Raw genomic sequence first — 18772 nt, 5'->3', positions numbered from 1 at the left:
TCCCTGGTCGGCCTAGGTTACCGCCATTCTTCCGTGTGCGGTACGGATGGCACCCGGGTGGTCCGTCGCTAGCGTCAGCGAAATTCTCGACGCGGAGGGTGAGCGATGGAACGGTCCACAATGTCCAGAGCCCGGCGGTGGCTGCCGGCCGCCGTGGCGGTCGCGGTGGTGGCGTCGGCGGTGACGCCCGTCGCCGCCGCGGCCGAACCCGGCACCGCCGCGGCGCGGCAGACCTATATCGTCCAGATGGCGCTGGATCCCGTCGTCGCCTACGACGGTGGCGTCGCCGGGCTGCCGCCGACCAAGCCGGCTCGCGGCCGCAAGGTCAACCCCAGGTCGGCGCAAGTCGCGGAGTACGCCGACCACGTCCGGGGCCGGCAGGACCAGGCGGCGCGGGCGGTGGGCGCGAAGAAGCGCAGCACCTACGTCTACTCCTTCGACGGGTTCGCGGCCGACCTGACCGGCGCGCAGGCCGCGCAGCTGCGGGCGATGCCCGACGTCGTCGCGGTCACCGCCGACCGGAAGGTCACCACGCAGACCTCGTCGACCGCCGGCTTCCTCGGTCTGGACAAGCCGGGCGGGCTGTGGGACCAGATGCAGGGCCCGGAAGGCGCGGGCGAGGGCCTGGTCATCGGCGTGATCGACAGCGGCATCTGGCCCGACAGCGCGAGCTTCGCCAACCCCGACACCGATGGGAAGATGTACGCGCCGCTGAGCGACTTCCACGGCACGTGCGAAACGGTCGCGAACGCCTCGTGGCAGCCGGACGACTGCACAGGCAAGATCGTCGCCGCGCGGCACTTCGACGCGGCGTGGGGCGGCGACGCGGGTGTCACGAGCGCGATGCCGTGGGAGTTCCCCTCCCCGCGTGACTACAACGGGCACGGCACCCATACCGCTTCGACCGCGGGCGGCAACCACGGCGTGGCGGCTACCGGCCCGATGTCCGTGCTCGGTGCGATCACCGGCATGGCGCCGCGCGCCCGGATCGCCGCCTACAAGGCGCTGTGGTCCAGCGAGGACGGCTCGACCGCCTCGGGTGCCACCTCCGACATCGTCGCCGCCATCGACCAGGCCGTGGCCGACGGTGTCGACGTGCTCAACTTCTCCGTCTCGGGGACCACGACCGACCTGCTCGACCCGATTGAGATCGCGTTCCTCGCCGCGGCCGAGGCCGGGGTCTTCGTCTCGGCCTCCGCGGGAAACAGCGGCCCGGCGGCCACGACGGTCGCTCACCCGTCGCCGTGGGTGACGACGGTCGCCGCGAGCACCCACAACCGGAGCACGACCGCCACCGCCACCCTCGGCGACGGCACCACCCACACCGGCGCGTCACTCGCGACCACCGCGGCCGGCCCGGCGCCGCTCGTCTACTCCGGAGCGGCCACGACCGGGCAGTCGACGGCCAGCGACCAGCTCGCGAGGCTCTGTTACGCCGCGGTCGACAACGGCGGCACGCCCGTGCTCGACCCCGCCAAGGTGACGGGGAAGATCGTCGTCTGCGAGCGGGGCAACAACGCACGCATCAACAAGAGCCGCGCGGTGAAGGAGGCCGGCGGCGTCGGCATGATCCTCGTCAACACGACCCCGGACGACGACGGGCTCGTCGCCGACGTCCACGCCGTGCCGACCGTGCACCTGACGGCCACGAACCAGGCTGCGATCCAGGCGTACGCCGCCACGCCCGGTGCCACGGCGTCGGTCTCGGCGGCCACGATCTCCTACAACACGCCCGCGCCGTACATCGCCGCGTTCTCCTCGCGCGGGCCGTCCACGGCCGCGGGCGGTGACCTGCTCAAGCCCGACCTCACGGCACCCGGGCAGGACATCCTCGCCGCGGTCGCGCCGCCGGGACAGGGCGGCCTGGACTTCAACCTCATGAGCGGCACGTCGATGTCGGCACCGCACGTCGCCGGGCTCGCGGCGCTGCTCAAGCAGCGGCACCCGGACTGGTCGCCGATGGCCGTCAAGTCGGCGATGATGACGACCGGCAGCGATGTCCTCGACGGGCCGGGCAGCGACCCGGCGGTCGCGTTCGCACAGGGCGCCGGGCACGTCGTGCCCAACAGCGCCGTGGACCCGGGGCTGGTCTTCGACAGCGGCGCCGACGACTGGATCGCGTTCCTGTGCGACACCACCAAAGGCGTGACCCAGACCGCCTGCGACGCCGAGGCGAAGAAGGGAAAGTCGTTCGACCCCAGCGACCTGAACACGCCGTCGATCTCCATCGGGCGCTTGCCGGGCACGCAGACGGTGACGCGCTCGGTGACCAACGTCGGCCGCGACCAGACGACGTACACCCCGGTGGTGACGGGTCTGCCCGGCGTGTCGGTGAAGGTCAAGCCCGACCGGCTCACGCTGCGTGGAGGCGAGACGAAGTCGTTCACCGTGACGTTCACCCGGACCAGCGCGGCCGTCAACACGTACGTCTCCGGCCAGCTGACCTGGCGCGACGCCCGGCACAAGGTACGGATCCCGATGGTGGTCCGCCCGGTCGCCCAGGCGTGGACCGCGGATCACGGCGTCGCGGGCGTGCAGGACTCGGGTGAGCAGGTCGTCCTCGCGCCCGACGGCAAGCGGGTTTTCGTGACCGGCCTCAACTACGGCTCGGCGCCCGGGCAGTACAACCTGAGCATCGCCACGGTCGCCCACGACGCGAAGACGGGTGCCGAGCTGTGGTCGGCGAAGTACGCGGGCCCGGCAGGCACGTACGCCGAGCCCCACGACATGCAGGTGAGCCCGGACGGGCGGACGCTGTACGTCACGGGAGCCACGGCCGCGGACGCCACCGGCAACGACGCCGTCACCATCGCCTACGACGCCGCGACGGGCAGGCAGAAGTGGGAGGTGCGGTACACCGGCCCGGGCGCCTTCACTGCCTGGAGCAACGGGATCGTGGTGAGCCAGGACGGCAGGCGCGTGTACGTCACGGGCATGACGACCCTCGCGGACGGCGGCATCGACGATTTCTTCACCGCCGCCTACGACGCCACCACCGGCAGGCAGGTCTGGGCCACGACCTACGACGGCGCGGGCAAGGCGACCGACGACGCCCGGATGATCGCCCTGGCCCCGGACGGCAGGACGGTCTTCGTCAGCGGGCAGAGCCCGGGGCCGACCGAGACCGGCTACGACTGGGGCACGGTCGCCTACGACACGGCCACCGGCAAGCAGAAGTGGGTGGCCCGGTACGACAGCCCGACGCACGGCTACGACATGCCGTCCGCGATGACGGTGTCGGAGGACGGCCGTTCGGTCATCGTGACCGGTGCGAGCACCGAGGGCGCGACGGCGGTCGACCTGACGACCATCGCGTACGACACCCGCACCGGCGCCGTGCGGTGGTCGGACAACTACGACGGCCCGGGACACGCCACCGACAACCCGTACGCCATCACGGCTTCCCAGGGCCGGGTGTACGTCACGGGCAACACGGAGGGCGCAGGCACCGGGTTCGACATGACCACGGTCGCCTACGACGAGCGCACCGGCAGGCGGCTGTGGCTCCAGCGGTTCGACGGCAAGGCCCACCAAGACGACACGTCATCGGGCATCGTGGTCACACCCGACGGCAAGAAGGTGGTCATCACCGGCACGAGCGCGGATAGCGGCGCGGGCAGCGACTACGTGACGATCGCCTACGACGCGGCCACCGGCAGGCAGGCATGGCTCGGCCGGTACGACGGCCTGGCCGGCGGCCCGGACGGCGCCCACGCGATCGCCATGACCACGAAGAAGGACGGCGTCCGGTTCTACGTGACCGGCCAGAGCGCCACGGCGGGCAGCCTCGAGACCGGCGTGGAGGTGGAGATGACCACCATCGCCTACGTCGACCCCTGGCAGCAATGAGCAGCTGATCACCTGCCGGCCGTGAAAGGCGCTTTCGGGACGCTGGACAACCCGAAAGCGCCCTTCACGGCGTACGGCATCCTCTCATTCCGGGCAGGGCGTTTCCGTCAGGCTGGGTGTCCGAGATGGACGCTCGGCCTGATTCGCTTTGGTGAAAACACTTTCTGGCGCGATTGGCCGTCGAGAGAAGACATTCCTGGCACTGCTCGGAAACCGGGCACCGGCCTGAGCTTCGTGAAGGGTGAATGGACACGGCGACGACGGTCCTCGAGATGGCGGCGTCCTGCCGGGCCGGCGGGTCGGCCGTGGGTACGGACACTGGCCCCACCTGGGCGGAGTCGACTCTGGCCCAGGTAGTCGCCGGCCAGGCGCCGCCGCCCGACGGGGTGGTGCGGAACCTGGTTCGGGTGGGCACCGGCGCAGCGACCGATCACGGTCGCCCACGAGCTGGTCGGCGAGTTGAGGCGAAGAGCCACGCGCGAACGCGGGAACCGTCCATCTTCATCAGACTGCTGACAACCACTGCGCTTCGACAACACCGGCGCCCGTGACCGACCCAATGGCCGCCGCTACCAAACAACGAGTAGGCAACGACGGACACCGAACCACCGGGATCCGAGAAAGTGTCACAGTCCTCCAATCGGTGTAGTCACGATTGCGGAACAACAAGCCGCTGGGATCCTGCTCAGTCGAAATGGTCGGGCCTTCGTCTTCCGCGTGTCCTTCAGGAGTTGACAGCCGTTGCTGTAGCTGCCGGCCGAGACGTGGCCGTCACAAATCAGCGCGTTCGACAACGAGGTCAGCGTCACCGTCGAGTTCGGAACCTCCCGTGAGATGTAGGTGAGATCCGGCGGGGACTGACTCTTGAGCCAGTGTGAGCAGGTGGCGCGCAAGCGACCTCAGCCCCGCAGGGTTGCCCCGGACAAGTACCGCTGATCCATCGATGGTCACGTCCAGGGCAAAACCGTCGTCCCAACGGAACTTCAAGCCCTCGCCCAGAACGTACTGATCGAATTCGATTCGTGATTCCAATTTCACTCCGGTTCGAAGTAGCCGCCGGGACCGAGCCACTTCTCGGCAGCGTCCAGTGCCGCGTCGGTGCTGATCCTAGTGTCGCGTGTCTGAAGTAATTTTACGGTTGATTTTGGTGATGATGTCGTCGTCGGTGGCGGTCCAGGTGAAGGGTTTGGCGCGGTCGTTGTAGGCGTCGATGAAGTCGCGGATGGCGGTTTCGAGGTTGCTGACGCTGGTGAAGGTGCCGCGGCGGATGGCTTGGCGGGTGATGATGCCGAAGAAGATTTCGACCATGTTCAGCCAGGAGCAGCTGGTGGGCGTGAAGTGCAGGGTGATCCGCGTGTTCTTGTCCAGCCACTTTTGGATCTCGGGGTGTTTGTGGGTGGCGTAGTTGTCGACCACGATGTGCAGCTTGACCCGCGGGTGGGCCTTGGCGACTCTTTTGAGGAAGGCAAGGAACTCGACGTTGCTGTGGCGCGGATAGCAGGCGTCGGCGCTGATCCTGCCGGTGGCGACCTCCAGCGCGGCGAAGAGGGTGGTGGTGCCGTGGCGGACGTAGTCGTGGGTTTGTCGTTCGGGCAGTCCCGGGCGCAGCGGCAACGCCAGCTGGGTCCGGTCCAGGGCTTGGATTTGGGATTTCTCGTCTACGCTGACCACGACCGCGTTCGCCGGAGGGTTGAGATACAGACCCACGACATCGCGGATCTTGGGCTCCAGTTCGGGGTCGGTGGAGAACTTGAATGTCTCGATCCGATGGGGCTGAATGTTCCACTTCCGCCAGATCCGCGCCACCGTCGCGAAGGAGATTCCCAGCCGAGTCGCCATCAGCCGTGACGACCAGTGCGTCACCCCCAACTCTGCCGGTGGTTTCCCCTTGTCTGCCAAGGTTTCCGCTAGCACGGAGACCTCGTCGATCTCCGGCGCCCGCCCTGGCCGCGGCAGGTCACCCAAGCCGACGATTCCGGCGTGCTCGTAGCGGCCACGCCACTTGAGCACCGTCGGCCTCGTCGAGCCGGTTCGGGCAGCGATCTCAGTATTGGGAACACCATCGGAGGCCAGCAACACGATCCTGGCCCGCTGGACAAGCCCAGCCGAAGCCGTCGTGGACCTGGTCACCGCCCGAAGCCGTTCCCGATCACCATCACGCAACTCCAACGCCGAGGCCACGTACATGACTGTGATTCTCTCAACACCACAGACGTAAATCAATCAACGACACGCAACACTAGTTCCGTCGATAGGATGCCCGTCCGCGTCGTACGGACCACACGAACTCCATGGTGCGGAGTTGTGCGCGAGATCGGCGCGTCGGTGGTCGATGGCGACGCAGACGCGTGGTCGACCTCAACCGGGCGCAAGCCGATCGAGGGGCCGCTCAGGCAGAACTGATGAGGGCCGGCGAACCTCCGGGACTCGGCGAGGCCGAGGTCTACGCAATGATCGACTCGCTCGGCAAACGTCAGCGCCGCGCTGGCCGACGGCAGCCGGGCCGGCGGCATGATCTCCACCTCGAAGGTCGCGAAGACGACGTTGATCGGCATCTGCTCGTCCGGCACGAGGCGCCGCAGCACGGCGAGTTGCGCCCCCGGGGATCGCCATCGACTGCCTCGCAACCGAACTAACCGCTCGGCCGCAGCTGCTTGCCATACACGGCAAGACACACGCCGATGGGAATCCAAACGGCTGTGCCTCCGACTGCTCTCCGCGACGCGGATGCAGGCGGCCCTGAACCAGGACGCGTTGATCCGGTCAGAAGACCTGGTCGGCGAGCTCGACGACGCCGCGTAGGCGTTCGTCCGGGCGCCCAGCTTCGACGCGGCCCGCGAAACCCTCGACTGGGAGTCGATCTGTCCCCTGGCGGGCATCCCGGGCATCGGAAAGTCGACCCTCGCGAAGATGCTGGCCCGTGGCCGCCTGGAACAGGGCTACCAGGTCGAGGACGTGACGCGGGAAATCGGCGAAATCGACAAACTGTGGCTCTCGGAAACCCGCAGCTGTTCTTCTACGACGACTTCCTCGGCGAGATCACCCTCGACCACCATCTCGGGAAGAACGAGGACCGCCGGCTGCTCGGGATCCTGAGCCGCATCCGGAAGACGCCGGGGAAGCTGCTGGTCCTCGCTACGCGCGAGTACGTCCTCCGGGAGGCCAAGCACCGCCACGAGATTCTGGGCGACGGCGACCTCGAACCGCTGACTTGCAATGTCGGGGCGCGCCTACAGCGGCATGTACTACCGATGCCCGGCACGGACCCTGACCCCCGGGTCGCCGGCCCTCCTCACGCACCCGCCCACGATCTATCCGCGCGAGGAACCGTTGAGGGACGCCCTGAACCGGTGGATCGGCGACCTGTTCGACCGCCGGAAAATCGACCGAACAGTCAACCAGCTGATCCAAGCTCAGCCGACGTCGCAACCCACTCCTTCAAAGCATAATCGTCACCCGAACCTCACCCACGTTCATACCCCCTGGCGTACGCACCAGTCACCTGTCACGCACTCGGCTTTAAATTCGCCGCAATAATGAGTCATGGCACAGTTTAATCATCGCGCAATAAGCACGATGACAACACGATCAACCCAGTCGCTGCCGTTCGTGTACACAGTCATATCCTGAACTCCGCCCAATACGTCGACTTTCATCGATGCCTGGTCATCAGAATCGCGTATTCGCACCGTCAAGGACGGAGTCTCCAGAACGGTCTGCAGCCTTACAATCAGGCCATCCACAAAGATTTCAGGTGGTTCATCAACAAATAGATCCACTCGCACCGGGCCGACAACCGAAGCCCCCACTTCAACATAAAGAGAGTCCGCGTCGAGATGCAAGGCTTCCACATCGGGATCCCATGAAGAATGATGAGCCTCACTAGAAACATCTTCCAGCACGAGTATTCCGTGCCCGAAAAATGCCGTCAGCGATCCTCCGTAGACCTCATCAGGGAGGTTCTGCCCGAGAAATCCATCAGAAGTCATATCGACCCTTTTTCAACTGTCCAACGATTCCGCCCTGGCGGTACATGCAGGCTACACACTGAGGGTACCCGGTAAACGGGGTGCCCGCCGGCACACTAGCCTTCGGTGGCTGATGGTCGCGTACCCAGTTCCCGTTTGGCGTTCCCGGACTGGTAGCCCCGCAAGTATGACACCCATATCGATCACCAGCCTCGTTGATGAGATCCTGGACCCCTGGCGCCCTGATGTTACCGTTCGGCAGCGCAACCCCTTCCCTCGCCCATAGTCCAGGCCCAATCGTCAGGTCGCACACGTCCTTTTCGCTCGCGGAGTTGTGAGTAAGAGCTGAATCCTCTCCCGCCACAACGTAGTACGTGTGATCGCGGTCAACAGTGAGGTTGTAAACCTCACCACTTGCCCGATAGTGAGTCACATTAGAAATTCGCTCATTACTATTTCCCCTTTCCTGCACCGTCATATCAGGCCGGAGATTTCCAGCCTCGGTCCAATCGTTCTTCTCTGGCGACCAGAATGGGTGCCCAGCTGTGGAAATTACCGCGGAGCCACTGGAGAAGGAGATCCGAACCAGTTGCTTTTCGCCCTTACCAACAATCGTGCCGACCACCTGCCGAGGCGTCGAACGGCCCGATTTTGGCTCAGTCGCGAGGACTAGATCGTCGAGCTTTACCTGCTCGATGGGCTTTCTGGCGCCGTCGGCCATCAGCACCAGCGTTCCTGGCGTGAAGCTGTTGCATCCGGTCACACTGGACAGGCGTTGCTCGGCGCTCTCCACGGCTCGCAGGTCGGCCATGGCTTTGTCCCGGCGGCGGATCCACGACAGCGTGTCCTTGAACGCGGTGACGATCTTCTCGACGATCTTCCCGCCCTTGAGGATCTTGCCCCAGGGCAGCGCCGTCAGGACTTCCCAGCCGCAGGCGGCGAGGTTGAAGTCCTTGATGCAGTTGTCGACGATGCCCTTCACACCGATGATCTCCTGCAGGATGTCACCCCCGACCTGGATGGCGATGTCGACCCAGCTGCGCTTGTCCGCAGCGGCCTTCTTCGCCTCCTCGTACTCGGCTTGGCTCAGGCCTGCGTCCTTCAGTGCCTGGTCGTGAGCCGACGCGTCGCCGCCCCCGCCTCCGATACCCCACGGCGGGTCGATCCAGATGCGGTAGACGAACACCTGCACAACCCAGTAGGTGACCGCGACCAGCATGAGCACGGGGAAGAACAATGAGGCCGCGACCAGCGCCCACAGCATGACGGTGACGGCCATCCTCTTCTGGACCGACACTGTCTTCCAGAACAGGCCGTTCGGGTCCGAGTTCGTGACCGGCGAGTTGTTTGCGTAGGCGTATCCGTTGAGCTGCTGTGGGTCGTCGAGATCCATTACCGGATCGGCGGAAATAAAACGTCCGGTTTCGGGGTCGTACTCGCGTGCGCCGAGGTTCGTCAGGCCGCTCTCGTCCTTGGCGCCGCCGACGAAGCCCTTGTCATCGGCCCACGACGAAGGCTGATCACCACGCGGATTGCCGAACGGGTCCTGGCGGCGCGACTTGGCCTCCAGCGTGCGAGCGTCCACGGTCATCGAGGTCGTGCCCTGGTGATCGTCCATCAACCAGGACAGACCGCCGCCGTTCTCGGACGTCCGCACGGCGACGTCGGCACCGCCGTGGTCGTAGTACCGACGTGCGGTGAGCTCCTTGGTCGTGTTCTGGAGCACGAGCTCCATGCCGTCGAGGTAGAGCGTCGTGATGCCGGATTCACGCTTGATCAGCCGCTCGCCGTCGGCGTCGTACACGTACTTCGAGGTACGCCCGTCGTGCTCGGTGACCTTCTCGAGGCGGCCCTGCGCGTCCCAGTCGAGGGTCTGCGGGTCACCGGCGACGTCCCGGCTGGTCGTGTTTCCCAGTGCGTCGTAGCCGAACGTGTCCTTCGCCGTGCCGCGGGGCCCGGTCTCCGTCACCGAACGGAGGGTGTGCGGCTGGGAGCCGTCGGAGTCGCCGTACGCGTACGTGCGCGTCGTGTCGCCGGCCGCCGCGTGGTCGACCTCCGACGACCGGTTGCCGGCCTTGTCGTAGTGGTACTCGTGCCAATACGGTGCAGCCCCGCCGAGACCCGCAACCGACGGCTGGTCGGCGCAGTTCGCGCTGGCCGGAGTGAAGGCGCTGGTCATCCGCTTCAAGTTGTCGTAAGCGAAGCACTGGACGTCGGCCGGAGCACCGGGTGGGGCGTCGGCCAGGCGGGTGATGTTGCCTGCGGGGTCGTACTCGAACGAACGCTTCGCGAGGTAGGTACCGCTCTCGAGGTTGCGCTGCACATCGACGCCGTTGAGCCGCCGCGTACCCTCCTCGTAGAACATCGAGGTGTAGACCTTCTTCGAGCCTTCGCCCATGGTCAGGCGCAGCGTCTCGCCGTACTTCGAGTACAGGTGTTCGGGGATGTAGGTCTCGGTGCCGAGTGTCTCGGTCGGCAGCCCCAGTTCGTTGTACGAGTACGTGATGAACTCGGCGTCGAGACCACCCGCGGCCGGCTGCGTGCGGGAGATGACGTGGCCCGTGTTCGGGTCGTAGGCGGTTTTGAACGTGTAGGTGCCGGTGAGTTTCCCTTCGCCGTCAGGCACCACGACTGACGTCTGCGTAGGCCGGTTGGCGGCGTCGACGCTGACGATCTTCTTCGTGTAGGCCTTGTTGTCGGAGTAGCGCGTGGAGCTGTCCGTCAGACCTGGCTTGATCCCGTCGTAAGTCCACTCGGCGACCTTTGCTTCGGCCGCGTTCGGACCAGTGCGCTCGTACTGCGCCGTGGTGCGGCCGAGCTTGTCGTACTCGGTGCGGACGATCATTCCCCGGGCGTCGGTCGTGGTCTCAAGCTGATCGAGGGCTGTGTAGGTGTATCGGCTGTCGCCGTGATCGGGGTCGTGGTCGGCCACCTTGCGCCCGAGCTTGTCGTACTCGTAGGACCAGCGCGCCCCGTCCGGCCCGGTCACCGCGGTCTGCAAGCCGCGCACGTCGTACTCGTACTTGGTGCTGTCGTAGTCATCGGAGACGTCACGGCCGTGGTACTGCCGCTTTTCGGTTGCCTGGCCGTGTGCGTCGCGGAGGACCGTTGTCGTCGTCCCACCGACGGGTGGCACTGTCGTGACACGGTCCCCTTCGTACGTAGACGTCGTTCGCCACTTCTCGACCGCCAGGGACCGGAAGACAACTGCGGTTTCGCGCGCGAGGGCGTCGAACGTCGTCACTGTCTGGTTCGGCACGGCGTTGTCGAGAGCCCCAAGGACGGATTTGCCTGCAACATCAGCGTTGTAGTACGCGCCATTGACCTTCGACTGCAGACCGCGGGAGTCGAAGAAGAAGTCGTTGACGATCCTTCCGCCACCGACGGCCGGCAACTGGGTCTGGCGCTCTCGCAGGAGTCCGTCGTAGAGCGTGTACGACGGTGTGTACTTGCCGTTCTCCTGCAGTGACGACGAGATGACCACCGTCGGTGCGTCGATGTGGTACTCGTACTCGTAGGTGCTCGTCGGTGGCTTGCCGTCCGCTTTGGAGCGGCCGGGTGCCCAGCTGCGCACCACGCGGCCGAGAGCGTCGTAGTCCATGTCCGCGCGAAGACCGCTGATGTCCACGTCGGACGTCGTGAGACCGTGCGCGGGGTCCATCGTCGTGGTCGAGGTGAACCCCATCGGGTCCTTCTTGGTCACGGTGTGGAGCCCGAACTCCGGTCCAGGCGAGTAGGTTGTCGTGACCTTCTCGCCCTCGGAATTGGTCACCTCGGTCGGACGACCGAACTCGTCGTAGGCAGTTCCTTGCGTGAGCTGCCATTCGCTGCCGGTCCAGCGTTCGGTCGCGGTGAGGTTGCCCTTCGATGGCGCCGCTCCGGGCTCCGCGCTGTCATAGCTCTGGCGGATCTCACTGATCACATCAGCCGGCCCACCCTCACCCGCCGTACAGGGAAGGGAGATCGTCCGGACTGATGCCGGACGAGTCAGGATGTGTGCCGCGTCGTTGGTGGCGTACTTGGTCCGGGCACAGGTTTCGTCGCCTTGTACCGCTGCGTCGCCGAGGTCTTCAGTCTGGATCACGTTGCCGTGGTCGTCGAAGGCGTTGATCACCTTGGTCCGCCGCCACGAGCCGTCGCCCAGCAACGTCCTGCCACGGGTCGCGGCGATGTTGGTCATGAACGCCTGTTCGTCGCCCGCCGTCGCGGTCGGACCGTGCAGCCACGGATCCTTGACCGAGGCGGAGACGAGCTTTTGCCCGTCGTAGGACTGGGATTCCAGGCTGAAGCCCGCGAGAGCTTCAGCGTCGGTGACCTTCCCTCCCTCGGAATCCTCGACGGTGACCGGCCGTTTTCCTCCGTTCGGAAGTCGGTCGCCGTCCATCCCACGGAGGAAACGCTCGACCGTGACGGATTGCGTCTGGCCCGGCTCACCGACGGTGGTACGAACCTCGCCGTACCCACGCCACTGCGACCAGGTCCGGTGCGCCATATCGGAGAACTCGGCGTCGTCGAAGTGCCAAGCGGCTCCGCCGAGGTAGTCGTAGAACGTCTTCTTCAGGGCCGAGCCACCCGTGCGGTCGTCCTCGGTGACGGCGGTGACGACGTACTTGTTGAACCAGCCGAGCACCGCGTCGTACCCGAATTCCGGAAGCCACCAGCTGGGGAAACACCGCATCGTGTTCGTCTCGGGGTTGGCCGGCATGGCCTGCCCGGACACGCACTCGGGATCGGAGTACTTGACCTCGGTGATGCCGCCGGCCTCGTTCTGTACACGCTCGATGCGGTACCGGGTGATCGGAGGCAGCCCGTCGCCAGGTGTGGTCACCCGGTTGGCTTTGGCCAGCCCGTGGAACACCATCTCCGGCAGGGCGACGCCGTCCTCGGGCTTGGCCACGCCCGCAAGGCCGGTGTGTCGGATGCCGGCCAGCCACAGCGCGGGCGACAGGCCGTCGCCGGTGTCGGGGAACTCGTGACGGAGGGTCCACTGGTCGACGTCGCGCCACTGGGCGGCCCCGATGACGTCGTCGCGACGGACCTGGGTGAGGACCTTCACGAGCCGCTTCCGGCTGAAGAACGCCGGCGAGGTGCGATTGTCACACGTCTGCCCCGCTGCGCAGATTCGGTCGAACGGCACGTCGGGCCAGGACTTCGCGGTGTCCTTGGTGAGCTGGTCCGGATTGCAGGCGAAGGTGCTCGTCGGCAAGCACCTTTCGGCAGTGTCGAACCACACCCGTGCCGGAGCCGGCGCGAACAGCGCCTCGCCACGCAGCCCGTACTCAATGCGGCGAATGCTGCCGTCGGCGACGTAGGACGTGCCCTTGGCAGGGTCCATGTCGCGGCCGTAGAAGTTGGTCTCGGTGTCGTAGTAGTAGGTGGTCGCGTTGCCGTTGGTGTCGAGGACGTAGTCGAGGTTCCACCGGTAGGCCTGCTGACACCACGACTCACCGAACGTGGCCTTCGCACACGGCTCGCCGCTGTTGTTGCCGAACACCGGCACGGTGAACGCCGAGTTCGTCTCCGGCTTGCCGGCCTCCCAGCCAGGCAGGCGGTTCAGGCCCAGGAAGTACTGCGTGCCGTCGTTGCCGGTGACCTTCCAGTGCTCGCCGTCGTCGTCACCGTTCACCGCGCCGGTCAAGCGCTCGATCTTCGAACCGTCGTCCTGCTTCGGGCGCCATACACCCGTCTTCTGGTCCTTGACCAGCTCTGCCGACACGCCGTTGAGGTGCAGCACCGCGTTGTCCGTCGCCCAGCAGAGATCACCGGTCTTGCGATCGCCCTGGCTGCCGCCGAGATCCTCGGCGCAGGCTTTGTAGCGACGCTCGATGAACCCACCCGCGGACAGCTCCCAGCCATCACCCGGTGCGGCCGCTTGGTTGTTGGTCGCGCTGGTGCGGCCGTCGACTGTGCCAGAGGAATACCCCAGCCCGAGCTTCGGAGCCACGCCAACCGCGGGCGGCGGAACGCGAAGAGGGACCGAGTACGTGAAGTCGCCGCTCGAGCCACCGGCCGACCACGAGCCCGCCGGAGAGAGCGCGGTGGCCCCGAACGAACCTCCCGCGCCGGAAGGCGCAGCGGTGGCCGCCAGTAGTGCTCGCGACGTCCCCGAGCGTCCGTTCGCGGGCAACGTCACCTTGGCGGTCACGGTCCCCGCCTTCACATCGTTCGACGTCTCGACCGGCTGAGCCACCCGGCATTCGGGTTTCCCCGGCGTCGTCGCCGCGCATTCGGGCAGCGACACAAGCCTGAGACGCGAGCCGTAGTCACCGCCGAACGCCGTGGCGAAGTCGCGGTAGTCGACCTTGACGTCCAGCGCCCGGCCGGCCGCGCCACCGGCATCCGCGACGCCCAGCACCAACCCCGCTATCCCGGCATCAGCCGCCAGCGCCTGTTCGAAGGTGTCCACCTTCACCCTCGCGGAGCCGGCTGCTGCACGCGCCTGACCGGACCCGCCCTCCGCCGCGACGGAGACAGGGAGAGCACCGGCTTTGCGGAACACGGGTGTGGCGCCGGTGGTCCGTGCCACCGCGGTGCCATCTAGCGCGACCTCCGCAGTACCCGCTCCCGGCCACTTCACCGCCGCTTCCGGTTTGGCAACCGCCGCATCCACCGCGTTCACCGGCAACGGTCGCACCGGAACAGGCTCACCCGGTACGGACTTCTCCTCCTGCAGCTCGGGCAGGTGGACGTAGTTCGGGTCCGCCGCCGCAGCCGGTACCGCCTGCGTCGTCGTCGCCGTCATCACCGCAGCCAGGGCCAGCGCGATCGCGGGCACGAAGCGTCTTCTGGACATGCCGGACTCCCGGAAGTTCGAGATGGGGATGAGGAAGGCTGGTGAAGCGCTCAGTCCTGGACGGGAAGCTGCCTGATCTGGTTGTCGGTCAACGTGCCCGAGTACACGCGCACCCCGCGAACCGCCCCGTTGAACGGGTCGACGTTCCTGCCGACCCACACGCTTCCGCCGATCATGAGCTCACCGGTGCCGTTCCACCCGGTGACTCCGCCGAGCCGGCCGGCGTAGCGGCCGTTCACGTAGATGCGCGCTTCCTTGGCCGCGTTGTCGTAGACGCCGGTGAGGTGCACCCACTCCCCCGTCACCACGTCGGATTCGGCCGGGATCCACCAGCCACCTTCCTGGTTCGCGCCGATCGACACGAGGAACGACCATTTCTTCAATTCGGGCCGGTACTGCAGCATGAACGGTGAATAATTGGCATCGCGCAGGCTCACCGCGGTCCGGGGTGCGTCGTCGGCCGCGTTCAGGTGGACGAAGGCCGATACGGTATAGCTGCGGTCGGTGCGCAGCTCCGGCCGAGGACCGATCACCGCGCCGTACCCACTGTCCGCGAGACCGGTGAAGTTCGCTGCCTTCTCGTCATCGGCCTCGGTCCACGCCGCGGTACCCGTGAAGGCGGCGTCCTTCCCGGTCACGTCGTCCTTCGTGGTGGCGCCGGATCCTTCGTCGAACGCGTAGTGCGCGCGCAGGACCGACTGGTTGGCGAGCGCGGCGGCTTCGCTGGGCACGAGGACTCGTTGGTACAGCCGCACGTCGTCAACCGCGCCGGGGAAGTAGTCCACCCGAGTGCCGTTCCAGAGCGCGCCGACGATTTGCACGTCGCCGGTCGCTGTCCACGCGCCGGCGTGCGCAGCCTCCGCTGCGAGGGCACCGTTGACGTAGAGACGAACCCGCCCCGCGGCCTGGTCATAAGACGCTGTCAGATGCGTCCACGCACCGGTCTGCACCGATTCGTTCGAAATGGCGCGAGTATGCACGGGCCCGCCGCCGTCCACATCGGACGCGAACATCGCGAACGACCACTTGCCATCGGGCGACGCCTGCAGCTGGAACCCGCTCGTCCGCTTACCGTCCTGCGAGACCGCGCACGGCCACGCGCCGATCTGGTCGAGACGCACCCAGGCCGAGACCGAGAAACTCTGGGCGGTGTCCACGACGGTCACGAACACCGTTTGCGGGCCCTCGGTCTCCGGCGTCCACCTGAAGACCCCTGAGCCACCCAGTCGGTCAGCGTTGACCCTGGTCTTCGGGTCGTCGTTCTGCTGATCGGTGACCGACCACAGGAAGTACTGCACATCCGGGTTGCCGTTTGCGTCGACGATGAACGACCCGGTCTGACCGATCCCACCCGCTGGGGTGTTCCCACCGCCGGGGTAATCCGTCGGAGGTCACCGACGGCGAGCCGGGCGCGGTCTTGTCGACTTCGAACTCGCAGTTGCCGACCCAGATCGAGTTCGCACCGCCGTCCGAGGCGTACATGGACCAGTTGTAGACACCTTCGGCGGTCACCAGCCCGGTCGGCACGGTGACTTCGGCGTACGAGCCGGAGGGGATGTTGGCGGTGGTGGTCCACCAGATCTCACTGCTCGCGCCGAGCTTTCCCTTGTGCAGGGAGAATCTGGCGGTGAGCATGCCACCGTCGGGATCCGACACGCGCCCCCGCAGCCGTGGCGTGGGCGTGAAGACGAACGGCCGAGCGTCCCCGGACGCACACGGGATCTGCCCGCCCTCCATGCCCAGGTCGGCGGGCAGGCCCGGCACCGAGTTGTAGTTGACCTCGAGCACGGGGTCGAGCGCCAGACGGCGCCAGTCGTCCTGGTCGTTCTCCGCGGCTGCCTTGACCATGAACGTCAAGCTCGTGCCACCGGTGGCCGCCGCATTATTTGACGTTGTTGGACTTCGTGAAGGACCCGAGGTTCGCCTGCCAGCCGGGCTGGTGGTTCCAGGTCGTGCCCCAGTCGATCGGCCCGGTCCGCCACAGTTCGGTCGGCCCGCCGTTGCACGAGTAGGAGTTCACGACCCGCATCCGCATGTCCGCGCGGTTGACGATCTTGCCCCGCATTGCGGAGACATCGAAGTCGAAGTAGGAGCGGGAGATGTAGCCGCCCTGGTAGCCGGCCTTGAGGTCGCCGAGGTCTCCGTCAGTGCGGTTGAAGTTGTGGTCATCAGGCCACGGAGCCTGGACGACGACGTGGTTACGTTTGCCCCCGGCCCACCAATACTCGGGGTCGATCACCACGGGGAACACGCGGGCAGGGTCCGTGAGGAACTCGTAGTCCGGCCGCACGGTCGTCGCCGCTGACGTCACTTCGACGTCCATGGTCGACACCTGTCCTGGCGTGGCGGGCGAATCGCCGGCCACCGCGGATCGCATTTGGGGCGCCTGTGCCGCCGAGTCCCACATCTTCGAGGCATCACCCCGGAACACGACGTCACCATCCGGATCGACGGCCTCGATCGTTCCCGCGCTGGGAAACGGTGCGCGGCGGCCCTCCCTGGCCGTTGAACGGTCACCACGTTCCGCATGCAGTCGCCCACCGCTCGCGCGGCTCACCGTCGTCGCCACCCACCTGCTCGCCGTCCGAATCAAATGAACGGCGATTCCTACGCCAACGACGACACCGTGGGCCAATCCCCTCGGGCACCGCTTCTCCGGCCTTCGGCGCCCTGTTCTCCAACGCCCTCCACTGCTGTACCCTTACCGACTACCCGGACACCGCCGAGGCCGCCTTCGTCTGCACGAACACCCCCACGCAGTCCCCGGCCCACCAGCAACGCATCGCCTGTCCGACTTCCCCGACGGCACCTGAGGCATCTCACCGGACCCGACCACCAGCCTTAGAGCGTGTCTTACGTGGTGATCGGTCGTTGGTGAGTGATGATCTTGCTGTGGTTGATCGGTTGTCGTTGCGGTTGGTGCCGGATGAACTGTGGGAGCTGGCGGAGCCGTTGATCCCGGTGTTCGGGCCGCGTCCGCAGGGCGGTGGCACTGCCCCGGTGGACGCTCGCGCGGTGTTCACGGCGATCGTGTACGTGCTGACCAGCGGGTGTGCATGGCGGGATCTGCCGCCGTCGTTCGGGGTGGCGTTCCAGACCGCACACCGCCGCTTCGGCCAGTGGACCAAGGCCGGGCTGTGGCGGCAGTTGCACCACGCGCTCTTGGATGAACTCGGCAGCGAGGGCCTCATCGACTGGAGCCGCGCGATCGTGGATGGTGCCTGCGTGCGGGCGAAAAGGGGGGATCTATGACCGGTCCCAGCCCGGTGGACCGCGGCAAGCCCGGCTCGAAGATCCACGCCCTGTCCGACCGCGCCGGGCTGCCGCTCGCAGTCGCGGTCTCCGCCGCGAATACGAACGACTCCCATGCGCTCAAACCACTGGTGATGGCGATCCCGGCGATCAAATCCCGCCGCGGTCCCCGTCGGCGCAAGCCGGCCAAGCTGCACGCCGACAAGGCCTACGACCAGCCCGGCTTGCGGTGCTGGGTCCACGACCGCGGCATCAAGGTCCGCATCGCCCGCAAAGGCGTCGAATCCAAGGACAAGCTCGGCAAGCATCGCTGGGTGATCGAGCGGACCATGGCCTGGTTCACCGGATACCGACGCCTGACGCTGCGCTACGAACGCAAAGCCGAGCACTTCCTCGCCTTCCTCATCCTCGGAGCCAGCCTCACCTGCCACAAGAAACTCCGCAAACTCACCACATGAGACACGCTCTTAGCACCGTCGTCGGCGCCATCTGCGGCCACGAACAAGGCGGCGACACCCCGGACGTCTGCTACAGCGCCTACTTCGACGAAAACATCCGACAGCTTACGACTCGAACTCCGGCTGAATCCCGCCTCAAGCGGTCACTGATACGGCAGCGTGATCTTCGCCTCTGCCATCATATCCTCGTATTCCTCGATAAAAGCAGAAAGCAATTCGCTCACCTCTTCCACCGAGGCAGCGAGATGGGACTCACCGGACGGGTCCACGAGAGATTTCAGCTCGTCGACAGCCTGTTCGATCGCCTTCAGCGAGTCTCCCTGGACCGTCAAAGCAGGAAAGCTCCTGCCGGGAAGCTGAACCAACGAGAAGTTAATCCGCTGAGCTATAATGGTTGCGTGATTCAATTTCCCTCCGGGTAGAATTTGATGTACGGCGTATTCGGGTTGGGG

The 18772-nt window shown here is 66.3% G+C and carries 10 protein-coding genes and 1 pseudogene; 3 read left to right on the top strand and 8 right to left on the bottom strand.

Going from position 1 to position 18772, the window contains the following annotated elements; all coding sequences use genetic code 11:
• Positions 1-120 precede the first annotated feature (120 nt).
• On the top strand, positions 121-3849 hold the full coding sequence (locus tag K1T34_RS54520) for a S8 family serine peptidase (protein WP_220239989.1): 3729 nt from the start codon (positions 121-123) through the stop codon (positions 3847-3849).
• Positions 3850-4956: 1107 nt separating this feature from the next.
• Here the strand turns inward: K1T34_RS54520 and K1T34_RS40595 are convergent.
• Complete coding sequence (locus K1T34_RS40595) at positions 4957-6036, bottom strand: IS630 family transposase (protein ID WP_220239988.1); 1080 nt, start codon at positions 6034-6036, stop codon at positions 4957-4959.
• A gap of 32 nt (positions 6037-6068) precedes the next feature.
• Complete coding sequence (locus tag K1T34_RS40590; RefSeq protein ID WP_220239987.1) at positions 6069-6434, bottom strand: hypothetical protein; 366 nt, start codon at positions 6432-6434, stop codon at positions 6069-6071.
• Positions 6435-6708: 274 nt separating this feature from the next.
• Here K1T34_RS40590 and K1T34_RS40585 point away from each other — a divergent pair.
• Positions 6709-7298: pseudogene (locus tag K1T34_RS40585) on the top strand (hypothetical protein).
• A 108-nt stretch (positions 7299-7406) separates the two neighbouring features.
• Here the strand turns inward: K1T34_RS40585 and K1T34_RS40580 are convergent.
• The 5 genes from K1T34_RS40580 to K1T34_RS40560 form a co-directional block, all read right to left on the bottom strand.
• Positions 7407-7838 carry a hypothetical protein gene (locus K1T34_RS40580; RefSeq protein WP_220239985.1) on the bottom strand — a complete coding sequence of 144 codons (432 nt, stop codon included), beginning with the start codon at positions 7836-7838 and terminating at the stop codon, positions 7407-7409.
• On the bottom strand, positions 7828-14610 hold the full coding sequence (locus K1T34_RS40575; protein WP_255637920.1) for an RHS repeat-associated core domain-containing protein: 6783 nt from the start codon (positions 14608-14610) through the stop codon (positions 7828-7830). Before K1T34_RS40575 ends, K1T34_RS40580 begins: the two co-directional genes overlap by 11 nt.
• A 50-nt stretch (positions 14611-14660) precedes the next feature.
• The gene (locus tag K1T34_RS40570; protein ID WP_220239984.1) at positions 14661-15776 is read right to left on the bottom strand and encodes a LamG domain-containing protein; all 1116 of its coding nucleotides are present in this window, start codon (positions 15774-15776) and stop codon (positions 14661-14663) included.
• 64 nt (positions 15777-15840) lie between these two features.
• The gene (locus K1T34_RS40565) at positions 15841-16458 is read right to left on the bottom strand and encodes a hypothetical protein (protein WP_220239983.1); all 618 of its coding nucleotides are present in this window, start codon (positions 16456-16458) and stop codon (positions 15841-15843) included.
• Positions 16459-16492: 34 nt separating this feature from the next.
• Positions 16493-16933, bottom strand: coding sequence for a hypothetical protein (locus K1T34_RS40560; RefSeq protein WP_220239982.1), 441 nt, complete (start codon positions 16931-16933; stop codon positions 16493-16495).
• Positions 16934-17502: 569 nt separating this feature from the next.
• Between K1T34_RS40560 and K1T34_RS40555 the strand changes: the two genes are divergently transcribed.
• Positions 17503-18320, top strand: a protein-coding gene (locus K1T34_RS40555) for an IS5 family transposase (protein WP_220239981.1) whose coding sequence is annotated in 2 segments (ribosomal slippage) — positions 17503-17845 and positions 17845-18320 — 819 coding nt in all. Because the reading frame shifts where the segments join, the coding sequence is not laid out codon by codon here.
• Between the two features lie 143 nt (positions 18321-18463).
• Here K1T34_RS40555 and K1T34_RS40550 read toward each other — a convergent pair.
• Positions 18464-18652, bottom strand: coding sequence for a hypothetical protein (locus K1T34_RS40550; protein ID WP_220239980.1), 189 nt, complete (start codon positions 18650-18652; stop codon positions 18464-18466).
• Between the last annotated feature and the right edge of the window lie 120 nt (positions 18653-18772).

It is taken from the genome of Amycolatopsis sp. DSM 110486 (genome assembly GCF_019468465.1).
Taxonomy (GTDB): Bacteria; Actinomycetota; Actinomycetes; order Mycobacteriales; family Pseudonocardiaceae; genus Amycolatopsis.
Note: the sequence above shows the minus strand (reverse complement) of the source record. Positions and strands in the feature narration are given on the sequence as shown.